13 protein-coding genes are annotated in these 13,709 nt (G+C 64.2%); 5 read left to right on the top strand and 8 right to left on the bottom strand.

Annotation, left to right across the window (positions count from 1 at the left end):
* Positions 1–9 precede the first annotated feature (9 nt).
* Positions 10–771 carry an SDR family NAD(P)-dependent oxidoreductase gene (locus IQ26_RS15250; RefSeq protein WP_145718573.1) on the top strand — a complete coding sequence of 254 codons (762 nt, stop codon included), beginning with the start codon at positions 10–12 and terminating at the stop codon, positions 769–771.
* Between the two features lie 5 nt (positions 772–776).
* On the opposite strand, the gene IQ26_RS15245 is transcribed toward IQ26_RS15250, so the two are convergent.
* From IQ26_RS15245 to IQ26_RS15210, 8 genes are all read right to left on the bottom strand, one after another.
* Positions 777–2,285 (bottom strand): aldehyde dehydrogenase family protein, encoded by a 1,509-nt coding sequence (locus tag IQ26_RS15245; RefSeq protein ID WP_145718571.1) that lies wholly within the window; start codon positions 2,283–2,285, stop codon positions 777–779.
* Between the two features lie 19 nt (positions 2,286–2,304).
* Positions 2,305–2,649: a cupin domain-containing protein gene (locus tag IQ26_RS15240; RefSeq protein WP_145718569.1), complete on the bottom strand. Its 345-nt coding sequence runs from the start codon at positions 2,647–2,649 to the stop codon at positions 2,305–2,307.
* A gap of 22 nt (positions 2,650–2,671) precedes the next feature.
* A complete protein-coding gene (locus IQ26_RS15235; protein ID WP_145718567.1) occupies positions 2,672–3,022 on the bottom strand; it encodes a cupin domain-containing protein in 351 nt (116 codons plus the stop codon).
* On the bottom strand, positions 3,019–4,293 hold the full coding sequence (locus IQ26_RS15230) for a glycosyltransferase (RefSeq protein ID WP_145718565.1): 1,275 nt from the start codon (positions 4,291–4,293) through the stop codon (positions 3,019–3,021). Before IQ26_RS15230 ends, IQ26_RS15235 begins: the two co-directional genes overlap by 4 nt.
* 17 nt (positions 4,294–4,310) lie before the next feature.
* Positions 4,311–5,384 (bottom strand): ABC transporter ATP-binding protein, encoded by a 1,074-nt coding sequence (locus IQ26_RS15225; RefSeq protein WP_145718564.1) that lies wholly within the window; start codon positions 5,382–5,384, stop codon positions 4,311–4,313.
* Complete coding sequence (locus tag IQ26_RS15220; RefSeq protein WP_145718562.1) at positions 5,381–6,175, bottom strand: ABC transporter permease; 795 nt, start codon at positions 6,173–6,175, stop codon at positions 5,381–5,383. The genes IQ26_RS15225 and IQ26_RS15220 overlap by 4 nt, the downstream gene beginning before the upstream one ends.
* Complete coding sequence (locus IQ26_RS15215) at positions 6,168–7,010, bottom strand: ABC transporter permease (RefSeq protein WP_145718741.1); 843 nt, start codon at positions 7,008–7,010, stop codon at positions 6,168–6,170. The genes IQ26_RS15220 and IQ26_RS15215 overlap by 8 nt, the downstream gene beginning before the upstream one ends.
* A 104-nt stretch (positions 7,011–7,114) precedes the next feature.
* Positions 7,115–8,179, bottom strand: coding sequence for a polyamine ABC transporter substrate-binding protein (locus IQ26_RS15210; protein WP_145718560.1), 1,065 nt, complete (start codon positions 8,177–8,179; stop codon positions 7,115–7,117).
* Positions 8,180–8,408: 229 nt separating this feature from the next.
* Between IQ26_RS15210 and IQ26_RS15205 the strand changes: the two genes are divergently transcribed.
* The 4 genes from IQ26_RS15205 to IQ26_RS15190 are packed head-to-tail and all read left to right on the top strand — an operon-like array spanning position 8,409 to position 13,340.
* Positions 8,409–9,347: a GntR family transcriptional regulator gene (locus IQ26_RS15205; protein ID WP_145718558.1), complete on the top strand. Its 939-nt coding sequence runs from the start codon at positions 8,409–8,411 to the stop codon at positions 9,345–9,347.
* A gap of 15 nt (positions 9,348–9,362) precedes the next feature.
* The gene (locus IQ26_RS15200) at positions 9,363–10,646 is read left to right on the top strand and encodes a glycosyltransferase (RefSeq protein ID WP_145718556.1); all 1,284 of its coding nucleotides are present in this window, start codon (positions 9,363–9,365) and stop codon (positions 10,644–10,646) included.
* 37 nt (positions 10,647–10,683) lie between these two features.
* Positions 10,684–12,036, top strand: coding sequence for a glutamine synthetase family protein (locus IQ26_RS15195; protein ID WP_145718554.1), 1,353 nt, complete (start codon positions 10,684–10,686; stop codon positions 12,034–12,036).
* Positions 12,036–13,340, top strand: coding sequence for an NAD(P)/FAD-dependent oxidoreductase (locus IQ26_RS15190; protein ID WP_162457958.1), 1,305 nt, complete (start codon positions 12,036–12,038; stop codon positions 13,338–13,340). The genes IQ26_RS15195 and IQ26_RS15190 overlap by 1 nt, the downstream gene beginning before the upstream one ends.
* Positions 13,341–13,709: the final 369 nt, after the last annotated feature.

Genomic DNA, 13,709 nt, shown 5'->3' with positions numbered 1-13,709 from the left:
AGTCGAATCATGATCCTGAGAGACCGCATCGCCGTGGTGACAGGCGCTGGTTCCGGCATCGGGCGCGCCGGTGCCATGATCATGTCGAGGGAAGGGGCCGTGGTGGTGATCGCCGACAGGGATCAGGCTGCCGGCGAAGCGGCGGCATCCGACATCCGTGCGGCAGGCGGCCGCGCGGAGACGATCGCCACCGATGTCGGCGACGACGCGGCGGTCGAGCACCTCATTGCGGACACGCTGGGCAAACATGGGCGGATCGACATCCTGCACAACCATGCCGGCGTTCAGGTCGGCGGCACGCTGACCGAAGTCGGCGTCGACGGCATGGATGCCTCCTGGCGGATCAATGTGCGGGCACAGTTCCTCGCGGCCAGGCTCGTCATGCCGTCGATGATCGAACAGGGCGGCGGTGTCATCCTGAACACCGCCTCGAATTCAGGTGTGTTCTACGACCGCGAGATGATCGCCTATGCAACCTCAAAACATGCCGTGGTGGCGATGACCCGGCAGATGTCGCTCGACTATGCCAAGCACAATGTCCGCGTCAACGCGCTCTGCCCGGGCTGGGTCGACACGCCGTTCAACGAGCCGTTCATCGCCCAGATGGGCGGGCGGGACGCGATCGAAAACTACGTCCGCACCAAGATTCCCATGCAGCGCTGGGCCAGCGCGGAAGAGATCGCCGAAGCAATCCTGTTTCTCGTCTCCGATCGCTCGTCCTTCATGACCGGCCAGGCGCTGGTGATCGACGGCGGTGAAAGCATCGGCTGAGCAGCCTATACGTGCTTTCGGCCGCCGGCCTCACGGAACCAGCTGTCGGGATAGGGATACCACCAGTCCTGGATTGCCGGCTTGTGGTCGATGATCACCATCTTCGAGCGGCGGAAGGCATCCAGTCCCTGGCGTCCGAGTTCGCGGCCAAGGCCCGACGCCTTCCAACCACCGAACGGCAGCGCGTCATTGTCGATCAGCGGGTTGTTGACCCAGACCATGCCGGCCTCGAGCCGCTCGGCCGCCTCATGCGCCTCGGCAAGATCGGTGGTGAAGACCGAGGCGCCGAGCCCGAACGGGCTGTCATTGGCGAGCCCGATTGCCTCGTCGAAATTCTCCACCCGGCAGATCGCGGCGACCGGTCCGAAACACTCTTCGCGCACGATCGCCATGTCTGATGTGACGCCGGTCAGGATCGTCGGCTCGTAGAACCAGCCAACATTATGCGCTGGCGGAATGCGCCCGCCGGTGACCGCCTTGGCGCCGCTGCGCACCGCATCGTCGACCAGCCGCATGACCTTCGCCCGTGCCGCCTCGCTGACCAACGGCCCGATCTCGGTCTTGTCGAGGCCGTTGCCGATGCGCAACGCGCGGGTCTTCTCGGCAAACAGCTCGACGAAGCGGTCGTGAACGGCATCGACCACAAAAAACCGCTCGGCCGAGGTGCAGACCTGGCCGGTGAGGTGGAACGCGGCGGTGACGCTGCCGGCGGCCGCTACGTCCAGCGGGGCGTGTTGGCTGATGATTAGTGGGTCGCTGCCGCCGGCCTCGATGATGCAGGGCTTCATGCGCTCGGCGCAGGCTACGGCGACGGCCTTGCCGGCGGCGACCGAGCCGGTGAAGGCGACCGCGTGGGTGCGCTCCGAAGTGATCAACGCCTGTGCGGTGGCCGCCCCGCCCGGCAGGCAGGAAACCAGGCCCTGCGGCAGAGAGCGGAACACCTTGATATAGTCGAGCGTCGACAGTGTCGTGGCCTCGGCGGGCTTGATCACGCAGGCATTGCCGGCGGCGAGCGAGGCGGCAACGGTCCAGCACATCAACAGGATCGGGAAATTGTAGGGCATGATGTGCACCGACGTGCCGTACGGCTCGTAGCGCGCATATTGGAACGAACCGGCCTGCGTCGTGCCGGCGATCTTGCCGGCCTCGTCGCGCGCCATCTCGGCATAGTAGCGGAAGATCGGCGCACAGTTGGCGATCTCGCCGATCGCTTCCGGATAGGGCTTGCCCATCTCGCGCACCATCAGCTCGGCGCAGCGCGTAAAGTCGGCCGCCTCGATGGCGTTGGCAACGGCGTGCAGATGCCTGGCGCGGCTCTTGGCGTCGAGTTTTTTCCAACCCGCCTGCGCCTTTGCCGCCGCGGTCAGCACGGCGTCGATCTCGCCATCGGCTGCGGCAGCGATGGCGCCGACGGTTTCGAGCGTCGCCGGATCGATCACCGGCTTTGCCGCGCCGGTCATTGGCCGATAATCCGGATTAATGAAGAAGGTCGGCCGGTCAGTGGAGAAATCCATGGTCGTCCTTTCATGCCGCTCAGCGGATCATGTAGACCTTCTTGATCGTCTCGTGGACGGTGCAGACGCCTTTCCAGTCCTGCGGAAAGAAGGCCGCAGTGTCCGGTTCGATCTCGATCACTTCGCCGGATTCGTGGACATAGGTGCAGCGGCCCTCGAGGAAATGGCAGAACTCGTCGCGAGTGACGTGGCAATGCCACTTGCCCGGCGTGCAGACCCACAGCCCGCATTCGGAACGCCCCCCCGGCCCCTTGTGCAGCAGCTTGCCCGAGGTGCAGGATTCTCCCTCGATCATGGTGGGAATGACGCCCCAGTCGACTAGGTCGGTGATGGCGAGCGGCGATTTCATGATGGGTGTCGGCATATCGTGAGCTCCAGGGCTGGCTTCAAGCCAGCATGTAGATGTTGCGGATGGTTTCGTGGACGGTGCATTCGCCCGCCCAGCCGGCCGGGAACATCACCACGGTGGCGGCGGAAACCTCGATGACCTCGCCGTCGTCCGATCGGTAAGTCGCGCGGCCGGCAACGAAATGGCACAATTCGTCGCGCGGGATCGCCAGCCGCCAGCGGCCTGGGGTGCAGACCCAGATGCCGGATTCCGGCTGGTTGTTCGGCCCCTTGTGGACGAGCCTGCCGGTGGAGTGCGAAGCGCCTTCCAGCGGAGCCGGCTGGGCGCCCCAGTCGATGAGGTCGGTGCGAGACGAAGCCTGATGGAGGTACGGGGCGGAGGAGGTCACAGCAGCTTCTCCAGCAGCCCCGCCGCTTTCTCGGGGCCGTTCTGCGCCTGCATCTGCGCCGACGTCTTCGCCAGCTTGGCCTGGATTGCCGGGTCGGTCAGGCAGTCTTCGATCTTGGCGATCAGCTCGGCATCGGTCCAGTCGTAGCGCGGCATGCCGAATCCGTGGCCGGTTTCCTCGACCCGGGTGGCGTTGTCATGGCCGTCCCAGACATAGGGCATGATGATCGCCGGCTTGCCGAAATACAGGCACTCGGTGAACGAGTTGTTGCCGCCATGGTGGATCACCGCATCGACCTGCGGGATGACCGAGGGCTGCGGGAACCAGCTCTCGACGATGATGTTTTCAGGCACATCCGTGTACTGATCCTTGTAGCCGCCGACATTGACCAGTGCCCGGTATCGCGTCTTGCCGAGCGTCGCGATGATGCGCTTCAGCAGGTCGACATCGCCCGCGCCGAGGCTGCCGAAAGAGACATAGAGCAGCGGCCCGTCATTGTTCTTCGCGAAGGTCGGCACGGTGTAGGGCTTCTCCTGCCGCACGCAGCCTTCCAGATACTGGAACTTTGCCGGGTCGAGCGGTTGGCGGCGCTTGAACTTTGCCGCCTCGGGATAGAGCAGCAGGTTGAGGTAGGGCGAGGCCTCGAAGAACTGGCCGATCGGATAAGGCGCTTCGCCATTGGCGCTCAAGAATGCGTTGAAGTCGTCATGGATCGGCTTGATGACCGCGTTGAAATGATCGCGATAGCGCTGATGGCAGGCGTGATCGTTCTCGCCGCAGCCGGAGAGATGCGGCGGGATGTCCTCGTCCTCGATCTCGTTTTCCGAGCAGGAGATGACGCGCACCCACGGCTTGCCGTACTGCTTGATCGCCGGGAACAGGATGACGTTGTCGACGCAGATGACATCGGGCTTGATCTTCGCCAGAACGCTGGGCAGGTCCTTCTCAGCCCATTTGGCGCTGTCGACGATCGCCGTCCAGCAATCCTTCACGTAATTGTCGACCTGGTCGTAGGGCGATTTGCGGAAGTTCGGGATGTGGCCGTTGATGAAGTCTTCCCAGAACTTGGCCATCTGTTCCGGCGGCATCGGTTCGGACAGGTTCACCGGATGAGCCTCGAAGCCGTAGCCCTTGTAGACGTCGACGAAGCCTGGGTCCGACAGGAACACAGCTCTGTGGCCGCGCGCCTCTACCGCCTGGGCGATGCCGACGGAATTGAGCGCCGGGCCATAGGCCGCTTCCGGAAAAAACGCGATCGTCTTCTGCGCCATCAAGCTTCTCCTTCCAATCAATCCGCGAAAATTCTGACGTCGACGGCATCCCAACCGAGTTCGACCGCATCGCCTGACGCGACCGGCCGGCGGTCGGCGGCGTCGGCGGTGACGCGCACCAGGAACGGCTTTGGCGACAAAGCGGTGCGGACGTGCAGCTGCAGGTCGAGGCCCTGATAGGCCAGTGCCTCGACCGTGCCGGCAATGCGGTTGGCCGTCTCTGGCGACGGGAACAGCCGGATACGTTCGGGCCGCACTGATGCGATCGCCGCAGCGCCGGGCGAAAGCGTTGCGGGAACCGTGCCTGATATCCGCGCACCATTGGCCGCGAGCACGCCGTCAGTAGTCGCCTTGCCCGGGACGAAATTCATCACGCCGATGAAGTCGGCGACGAAGCGGTTCGCCGGATACTCGTATACCGCGTGCGGCGTGTCGCATTGCAGCAGCTTGCCGTCCCTGAGCACCGCCATGCGGTCGGCCATGACCAGCGATTCTTCCTGGTCATGGGTGACGATGACGAAGGTGATGCCGACCTCGTGCTGCAGGCGCTTCAGCTCCAGCTGCATGGCGCCGCGCAGCTTCTTGTCGAGCGCCCCGAGCGGTTCGTCGAGCAACAGCAGGCGGGGGCGCTTGACCAGCGCCCGGGCAAGCGCGACGCGCTGCTTCTGGCCGCCCGACAATTGCTCCGGTTTGCGGTCGGCGAAGGCGGCGAGTTCGGTCGTGGCCAGGATGGCGTCGACGCGGGAGCGGATTTCGTTTGCCGGCAAGCGTTCCATTTCGAGGCCGTAGGAAACATTGGCCCTGACGCTCATATGCGGAAACAGCGCATAGGACTGGAACATCAGATTGACCGGCCGCTTGTTGGGCGGGGTCCTGGCGATGTCGCGGCCGTCGAGCAGGATGCGCCCGTCATTGGGTGTCTCGAAGCCGGCCAGCATGCGCAGCAGCGTGGTCTTGCCGCAGCCCGAAGGTCCGAGCAAGGCGAAGAACTCGTTCTCGCGGATATCGAGCGAGATGCCGTCGACGGCCGTCACCCGGCCGAAGTTCTTCGACACCCTGTCGATCGCCAACAGCGTGCGCGGTGCGCTCATTGGCCGATCACCCCACGATTGAGCCGCTGCGACAGGGTCAGCGCGGTGATTGAGACCGCCATGACGATGGTCGCCAGCGCGTTGATCTCAGGCGTGATGCCGAAGCGGATCATCGCATAGATCTGCATCGGCAGCGTGGTCGAGGCGCGCCCGGCGCCGGCGGTGAAGAAGGCGATGATGAACTCGTCGACCGAAAGGGTGAAGGCGAGCAGCGCGCCGGCGACGACCGCCGGCAGAATGACCGGCAATGTCACCCGCCTGAAGGTGGTGAGCGCGGAGGCACCGAGATCGGCGGAAGCTTCGACGATCGACCAGTCAAAACTCTTCAGCCGCGCGCGCACCACCGAACAGACGAAGGCGAGGTTGAAAACGACATGGGCGAGGATGATGGTATGCAGGCCCAGGGTGAAATCCAGCAAAGAGAAGAAGCTGAGCAGCGCGATCGCCAGCACGATGTCGGGAATGATCATCGGCGCGAAGATCAGCGCCTCGAGGCCTCTCCCATACTGCCGGCGCATTTCGACGCCGATCGCCAGCAGCGTGCCGAGCAGCGTGGCGATGGCCGTCGAGACCAGCGCCACGATCAGCGTGTTGAGGGCGGCGGAAAGAATCGCGGCGTTACCGGCGAGCGAGGCATACCATTTCAGCGAAAAGCCCGACCAGACGGTCGGCTGCCCGCCCTGGTTGAAGGAAAGCGCCACCAGCACGGCGATCGGGATGTAGAGAAAGGCGAAGACCAGCGAAAGCACAAGCCAGAGCGTGCGCCGCGTGGCGGGAGAACGCTCAGCCATCGGCGCCTCCGCGGGCTTCGGCGATACGGCCCGCGGCGCGATCCGCGGCCAGGGCTTGCGCCATCAGCACGATGAGCATGATGGCGATTAGCGCCATCGCCAGTGCCGCGCCGAATGGCCAGTCATTGGCGGTTAGGAACTGGTCGTAGACGAGATTGCCGATCATCTGGAAGCGGCCGCCGCCTAGCAGAGCAGGCGTGACGAAATTGCCGATCGACAGCACGAAGACGAAGACCGCCCCGGCGGCGATACCCGGCACGGTCAACGGCAGGATGACCCGGCGAAATGTGGTCATGGCAGAAGCGCCGAGGTCGCGCGAGGCCTCGGCGAGTTCTGGATTCAGCCGCGACAGCGGCGCGTAGCAGGCCAGGATAACGAAGGGCAGGTAGTTGTAGACCAGACCGGCGATGACGGCGCCTTCGGTATAAAGCATCGACGGCGGCTCGCCTGTATAGCCGAACCAGCGCAAGAGCTGGGTGATCAGGCCTTCGCGGTTAAGGAGCACGATCCAGGCGTAGGTGCGGATCAGGTAGTTGGACCAGAAAGGCAAGACGGCGAAGAACAGGAACGCCGGCTGCCACCGGCGAGGTGCTGCCGCGATGGCATAAGCTGCGGCATAGCCGATGATGACGGCGACTAGCGTGGCGGTGCCGGCAATGCGTGCCGAATTGAGGAAGATGCCGGCATAGAGCGGGTCGAACACCAGCCCGAAATTCCCCAGCGTGAAGGTGTATTCGATGCCGCCATAGATGCCGCGCTGGAAGAAGGCGAGCGCCAGCACCAGCGCGCATGGCACCACCATCAGAGCGGTGAGCCACGCCAGCGCCGGTGCCATCAGCAAGGAGGAGCGAAGTCTGGTTGGGGACACGATTGCGGTACCGCATTCAACGATCGACGGCGGAAGCCCGCCGTCGATCGTGATCTCTGACTTTGAAGCGCTTACTGCGCAGCCTTGATCTCGCTGACGATCTTCGAATAGTCGCGCTGGGCGTCGCCGACGTCGCGCAGTTGCTCGAACTTGACCAACTCAGCCACCGGCATGCCCATGTTAGGGAACTTAGCCAGGAAATCCGCCGGCAGGCTTTCCATAGCCGGCTTGTTCGGCACCTTGTAGTCGATGTTCTGGGCTGCCCAGGCGTGGTTCTTGGCGTCCAGCATGAAGTTGATGAACTGGAAGGCGGCGTCCTTGTTAGCCGAGGCCTTCATCACCACCATCGTGTCGACCCACAGATCCGAGCCTTCCTTGGGGATGACATATTTAATCTGCGGGTTCTCGGCGATGCCATAATTGCACCAGCCGTCCCATGCCTGCACCATCAACGCCTCGCCGGAGACCAGCTTGGAATAGAAGGTGGTGTCGTCATAGGCGAGCAAGGTCTTCTTGGCAGAGATCAACAGGTCCTTGACCTCGGCGAGCTTGGCCGGATCGGTCTCGTTGACCGAATAGCCCTTGGCAAGCTGGCCTGCGGCAAGCAGCCAGCGATCGGTCGCCAGCATGGTGGTCTTGCCCTTGAGCGCGTCGGATGGGGCCAGGAGATCGTTCCAGCTCGCCGGCTCTGCCTTCACCAGGTCGGAACGGTAGCAGAGGCCGGTGGTGCCCCAGGTATAAGGCACGGAAAAATTATTGCCGACATCATGCGGCAGGTTCGCCGCCTCGGGATAGAGATTGGCGAGGTTGGGGATCTTGGCGTGGTCGATCGTCTCGATCAGGCCGAGCTTGTTCAGCACCTCGGCGAAGGGCGAGGAGACGAAGACCACGTCATAGCCCTTGCCGCCCGAAGCGACGAGCTTGCCCATGATCTCCTCATTGGTGGCGTGAACCACGAGCTCGCCGGAAACAGCGGTCGCGGCCTTGAAGGCGTCCATGGCATCCGGCGCCATGTAGCCGTCCCAATTGGAGATGACGAGTTCGGCGGCGGCTCCCGGCGCCGACAGCGCCAGGGCGAGGCCAAGCGCGATCGAAGATATCTTCAGCGGACGGCGCAGGCGTGTTGAGGCGGTCATGACAGACTCCCATTCTGGTTGATCGTCGACTTTCAGTCGTCGGACCTGCGCTTGCGACCGTGCCGACGCTTCGATCCTGTTCCCCGGTCTTTTTTGTGCCGATTGGTCAGACAGTACTATTGCAGAAAAAAGTACGTCAATCCATAATTTGCCAGACGCCTAACGAATCTGGCCGATTGCGTCCGCAAGGACGATCGGCCACCGGTCAAGTCCGTTCACGAGAATCGCCATGCAAGCCGTTGCCAGACGACCGCGCACCAATCATCTCGATCTTGCGCAGCGCATTCTCGACGTGGCCCGGCAGCGCGGCTTCGAAGCCGGCGCCCACCTGCCCGAGCAGCAGATCGCTTCGCTCTGCAACGTCTCGCGGACTCCGGTGCGCGCCGCGCTGCGCCTGCTCACCGAAAAAGGCGTGGTGCGCTGGGAGGCTGACTCCGGTTATCGGCTGGCCGTGGACCTCGCCAACCAGGCGACCATTGCCGCCGACCTGCCGAGCGCCGAGGAGGACGAACTCGCGGAGATGATCCTGCGCGATCGGTCGGCGCGCCGGCTGGACCAGACGGTGACCATCGGCGCGCTGATGAGGCGGTATGGTTCCGAGCGAAAGACGGTACTAAAAGCGTTAAAGAAACTGACAGACGAAAATCTTCTGGACCGCGCACCGGGACAATCCTGGCTTTTCCGCCGGGCGCCCGACGATCCGGAGGCGCAAGGGGAAAGCTATGAGTTCCGCCTGCTGCTGGAACCCGCCGCCATTCTGGCGCCGGGCTTTCGGTTGGACGGGTCGCGTGCGGCAGCATTGCGCCAGGGCATGGAGGTGCTGCTGGCGCTGCCCGACGCCGCATTCGATACCAGAGAGTTCCAGCGGCTGGACATCGAGTTTCACGGCATGATCGCCGACGGCGCCGCCAACCGGTTCGTCACCGATGCGCTGTCCGACCATCTCAGGCTGCGCCGGCTGCCGGGAACCTATGCCGGCGTCAACGTCTTCCGGCTGAAGCAATCGCTGCGCGAGCACCTGACCATACTCGACCAACTGGAAAGCCGGCAGTATGAGGTTGCAGCCGATCTGCTTCGCGTTCATCTGCGGCTCTCCCGCAGCCAGCGACCGCAGGCGGCCAGTCGCGGGGCCCCCGCATTGTTCGGCACCATCAGCCGGCCGGATTGACGAGGACTTCGAGGATTGCAGCGTAGAGCCAGCCCCACGATCGCGCTGTTCCCCGAAGCGAGCTTCGGCGCCGCGCTCAATTGCGTCGGCATCGCGCAGGCGCTGCGCGCAAGGGGCGCACGGCCGGTGTTCATCTGCCATGCCGGCTTTTCCGGTGTCTTTGCCGACTATGGTTTTCAGGAATACCAGCTGCCGACGGACGATCCGCTGAGCGACAGCGAACGCCAGAGCTATTGGCAGGCTTTCGTGCGCCGCCATCTGCCGCATTTCAGGCTGAGCCCGATCGACCAGCTTGAAACCTATGTCGCCCCGACCTGGGAAGCGATCGTCGACACCGCGGTCAATGCCGAGGCGCCGCTGCGCCAATTGCTGGCGCGGCTGAAGCCGGATGCCGTCGTGCTCGACAATGTCATCATGTTTCCCGCACTGGCTGCCGCCGGCTGCCCATGGGTGCGCGTCGTCTCCTGCGCCGAGACCGAGCTTCCCGACGCCAATGTACCACCCTATCTTTCGGGCCTGGCTGCCGACGACCCAAGCCGCGCGGCCTTCGAGGCGCGCTACCTGGCAGCCGTTGCGCCGGCGCACGACCGGTTTAACCGGCTTCGGGCGGATGCCGGTCTTGCGCCCTTGCCGAAGGGGCTGTTCCTGGAGGCCTCGCCTGACCTCAATCTGCTGCTGACCCCGACGATCGTGCGCCGCGAGCGCGCAGAGCCGCTCGACCCGGCCCGTTTCGTCTATCTCGAAGGCTGTGTCCGTTCGGAAGGACGGTTCGACGTACCGGTCTTTCCGCGCAATGACGGGCCGCTGGTCTATCTCAGCTTCGGCAGTCTGGGCGCCATGGATGTCGGTCTGATCGAGCGCATGCTCGCCGTGTTCGACAGGCTGCCGGCCCGCTTCATCGTCAACGCCGGCGGTCTGCGCGACAGCTACCGCGCGGTTCCGGACAATGTCTATCTCGATGCCTGGTTTCCGCAGCCATCGGTCGTTGCGAAATCCGACCTCTTCATCCATCACGGCGGCAACAACAGCTTTTGCGAAGCGCTGCGTTTCGGCGTGCCGTCGCTGATCATGCCCTATTGCTGGGACGGGCACGACAATGCGCGACGCGCCGAAGAAACCGGAGTCGGCCGCCACATCAGCCGCGACGGCTGGAGCGATGATGAACTGAAACAGGCCATCCTTGGCCTAATGGCCGATGGCGAGATGCGCTTTCGCCTCAAGGAGAATGCGGCCACCATGGCTCGGGCACCGGGAACGGACGCCGCTGCCGAAGCCATTCTCGCCCTCGTAAGGACGTGACCTGATGGTCAACGCCGCAACAACGGATGCACCGCAAATGACCCCAACGGACGATCCGAAGCAATGGCTGGAGCAGCAGGGGATCAGGGAAGTCGAGTGCCTGGTGCCGGACGTGAATGGCGTGTTGCGCGGCAAGACCTTGCCGACGGCGAAGTTCCTGAAGTCGCTCGAGGATCGCGCGCTCTATCTGCCGAGCAGCGCCTTCCTGGTCTGCATCGACGGCCGCTATTCCGGTTCGATCGACGAGGGTTTCGCCTATCAGGATCCCGACATGCGGATGGTGCCGGACGTTGCGACGCTCTGCCTCGCGCCCGGTGCCGGAGCGGGCAAAGCCTATGTCTTTGCCGATGCGTTTCACATGGACGACAGGCCGTGGATGGCCTCGCCACGCCATGTCCTGCGGGCCGTGCTCGATCTCTATCGCCAGCGCGGCTGGCGGGCGGTAGTCGCACCGGAGCTCGAATTCTACCTGACCGCGCCCAATCCCGATCCCGATCGGCCGCTGACCGCGCCGGTCGGGCGCAATGGCCGCTCCGAAACCGTGCAGCATCCCTACGACATGGCGGCGCTGGAGGAATTCGAGCCGGTGATCCAGCGGCTCTACGACTTCGCGGCAAAGGTCGGGCTGCCGCTCGACACGCTGATCCATGAATCAGGCACGGCGCAGCTCGAGATCAATTTCCTGCATGGCGACGCGCTTGCGCTGGCCGACAAGGTGCTGCTGTTCAAGCGGATGACGCGCCAGGCGGCGCAGGAATGCGGCATGCACGCGACCTTCATGGCCAAGCCGATCGCAGCACAGGCCGGCAGCTCCATGCACCTCCACATGTCGGTCATCGACGAGGCGGGGAACACGCTGTTTGCCGGGCGCGACGATGCCGACACCGAGATGTTCGGGCATTTCATCGGCGGCCTGCAGAAATACATTCCTGAAATCATGCCGCTGTTTGCGCCGAACGTGAACTCGTTCCGCCGCATAAGGCCGAACCACAGCGCGCCGGCCAACATCGAGTGGTCGCACGACAACCGTTCCTGCGGCCTGCGCGTGCCGGCCGGCGGGCGCGCCGCGCGGCGGGTGGAAAATCGGTTGCCCGGCGCCGACGCCAATCCCTATCTGGCGATGGCCGGCTCGCTGCTCTGCGGCTATCTCGGCGTCGAGGAAAAGCTCTCGCGTTCGCCCGAGGCATCGGGCAACGCCTATCGCAGCAAGAGCACGCTGCCGAAAACCATGGAAGAGGCGCTCGACCGGTTCGCCGCCTGCAGTCCGGTTCGGGACTTGCTCGGCGAGGATTTCTTCCAGACCTATCTGCGCGTCAAGAGCGTCGAGCTCGACCTGTTCCAGAGCGTCGTCACGTCTTGGGAACGCGACCATCTGCTGCTCAAGGTGTGATGATGGGCTCCAATTCTGGGGGCTTCAACTCCGGCCTGGATATCGGTAAATCCTACTATGTCGCGACGGCCAACCCGGCTCCGGATCATCCGGCGCTGCAGGGCGACATCGACGCCGATTTGGTGGTGGTCGGCGGCGGCTGTACCGGCCTGTCCGCGGCGCTTCATGCAGCAGAGCGCGGGCTGAAAGTGGTGCTGCTCGAAGGCGGCAAGATCGGCTGGGGGGCGTCAGGGCGCAATGGCGGCCAGATGATCCCCGGCCTGCGCAAGGGCGCCAAGGGTCTGGTCAAGCTCTATGGGCCCGAACGGGCGCGGGCGCTTTTCGATCTCGCCTTCGAGGCGCGTGGGCTGGTGCTCGACCTGATCGAGCGCCATGCCATCGATTGCGACCTCAGGCTGACCGGCCATCTCGCCGGTGCGGTCAACGGCTCCGACTTGCGCGACCTTGAGGAGGAGGCCGAATGCCTCGCCAGCGTGATGAATTTTCATGAAGTCGAGGTGCTGTCGGCGGAGCAGGCGCGCGGGAAGGTGAACACGCCCTATCACGGCGCGATGTACGAGAAGCTCGGCGGCCATATGCATCCGCTGAACTACACGCTGGGCCTCGCCCGCGCAGCGGCGGCGGCGGGCGTCACCATCCATGAGAATTCGGTGGCGCTGCGGCTGGAGCGCGAGCCTTCCATCCGGGTCTCGACGGCCAAGGGCTCGGTCCGGGCCAAGCATGTCGTGCTGGCGGGCGATGCGCTGCTTCAGGGGCTCGAGCCGCGCGTCAACAGCCGCATCATGCCGGTCGGCAACTACATCGTCGCCACCGAGCCGCTGGACGACACGAGCGACGTCATTCCAAGCAATGTGGCCGTCTCCGACACGCGGTTCGTGGTCAATTACTACCGGCTGTCGGCAGACGGGCGCCTGCTGTTCGGCGGCGGCGAGCGCTACACGCCGTCACCGCCGGCCGACATCGCCGGCTTCGTGCGGCCGCACATGGAAAACACCTTTCCGCAATTGCGCGGCTGCCGCATCGATCATGCCTGGGGCGGGCTGGTTTCGGTGACGACATCGCGCCTGCCGCATGTCGGACATTATGGCGAGGTGTACTTCGCGCATGGCTATTCGGGCAAGGGCGTGATCCTGTCGACGCTGTCGGGAAAGCTGCTCGCCGAGGCGATCACCGGCGATGCTTCGCGGTTGGATCTGTTTTCGACGCTCAGCCCGCTGCCGTTTCCCGGCGGCACGGCGCTGCGCGGCCCGCTTTATGTGCTCGGCATGCTTTGGTACGCCATGCGCGACCGTATCAAGCATTGAGCGCAAGCAAGCGGCGCATGTAGCCGGCGCATGACCCGCTCGGGTGCGCGCATCACCGGCACAGCGGCGCTGGAACTTCGCGAACGCGGCGGTCGCTACGCACCTGGGGTGCATCCGCTCTGAGCGGAGCGTTTGCGCGAACTTCCGGCAGCAGCCGCGCGCCTGTAAATTTGACCATGTGGACAAAGGTCGGACGCCGTTCCATAGTTCTCCAGCTGATATTCTAGCGCATGACCCCGAAAATCGGGTTCGATTTTCGGAAAGGATCATGCGCAGAATTAAAGTGCTACAGCGTCCTTTGCGCGTCCAAATGGACGCGCGGCGCTGTAGAGAACAAAGCCGGCTCGACACGGCGTCAATCAGAGGGGC

Source organism: Mesorhizobium tianshanense, from assembly GCF_007830515.1.
GTDB lineage: Bacteria > Pseudomonadota > Alphaproteobacteria > Rhizobiales > Rhizobiaceae > Mesorhizobium > Mesorhizobium tianshanense.
Note: the sequence above shows the minus strand (reverse complement) of the source record. Positions and strands in the feature narration are given on the sequence as shown.

What these genes read in the sequence shown, in the direction of transcription:
- IQ26_RS15250 (WP_145718573.1), top strand. Translation starts at nt 10, where the DNA reads ATGATCCTGAGAGACCGCATCGCCGTGGTGACAGGCGCTGGTTCCGGC.
- IQ26_RS15225 (WP_145718564.1), bottom strand. Translation starts at nt 5,384, where the DNA reads ATGAGCGCACCGCGCACGCTGTTGGCGATCGACAGGGTGTCGAAGAAC.
- IQ26_RS15230 (WP_145718565.1), bottom strand. Translation starts at nt 4,293, where the DNA reads ATGGCGCAGAAGACGATCGCGTTTTTTCCGGAAGCGGCCTATGGCCCG.
- IQ26_RS15215 (WP_145718741.1), bottom strand. Translation starts at nt 7,010, where the DNA reads ATGGCACCGGCGCTGGCGTGGCTCACCGCTCTGATGGTGGTGCCATGC.
- IQ26_RS15210 (WP_145718560.1), bottom strand. Translation starts at nt 8,179, where the DNA reads ATGACCGCCTCAACACGCCTGCGCCGTCCGCTGAAGATATCTTCGATC.
- IQ26_RS15245 (WP_145718571.1), bottom strand. Translation starts at nt 2,285, where the DNA reads ATGGATTTCTCCACTGACCGGCCGACCTTCTTCATTAATCCGGATTAT.
- IQ26_RS15190 (WP_162457958.1), top strand. Translation starts at nt 12,036, where the DNA reads ATGATGGGCTCCAATTCTGGGGGCTTCAACTCCGGCCTGGATATCGGT.
- IQ26_RS15205 (WP_145718558.1), top strand. Translation starts at nt 8,409, where the DNA reads ATGCAAGCCGTTGCCAGACGACCGCGCACCAATCATCTCGATCTTGCG.
- IQ26_RS15195 (WP_145718554.1), top strand. Translation starts at nt 10,684, where the DNA reads ATGACCCCAACGGACGATCCGAAGCAATGGCTGGAGCAGCAGGGGATC.
- IQ26_RS15240 (WP_145718569.1), bottom strand. Translation starts at nt 2,649, where the DNA reads ATGCCGACACCCATCATGAAATCGCCGCTCGCCATCACCGACCTAGTC.
- IQ26_RS15220 (WP_145718562.1), bottom strand. Translation starts at nt 6,175, where the DNA reads ATGGCTGAGCGTTCTCCCGCCACGCGGCGCACGCTCTGGCTTGTGCTT.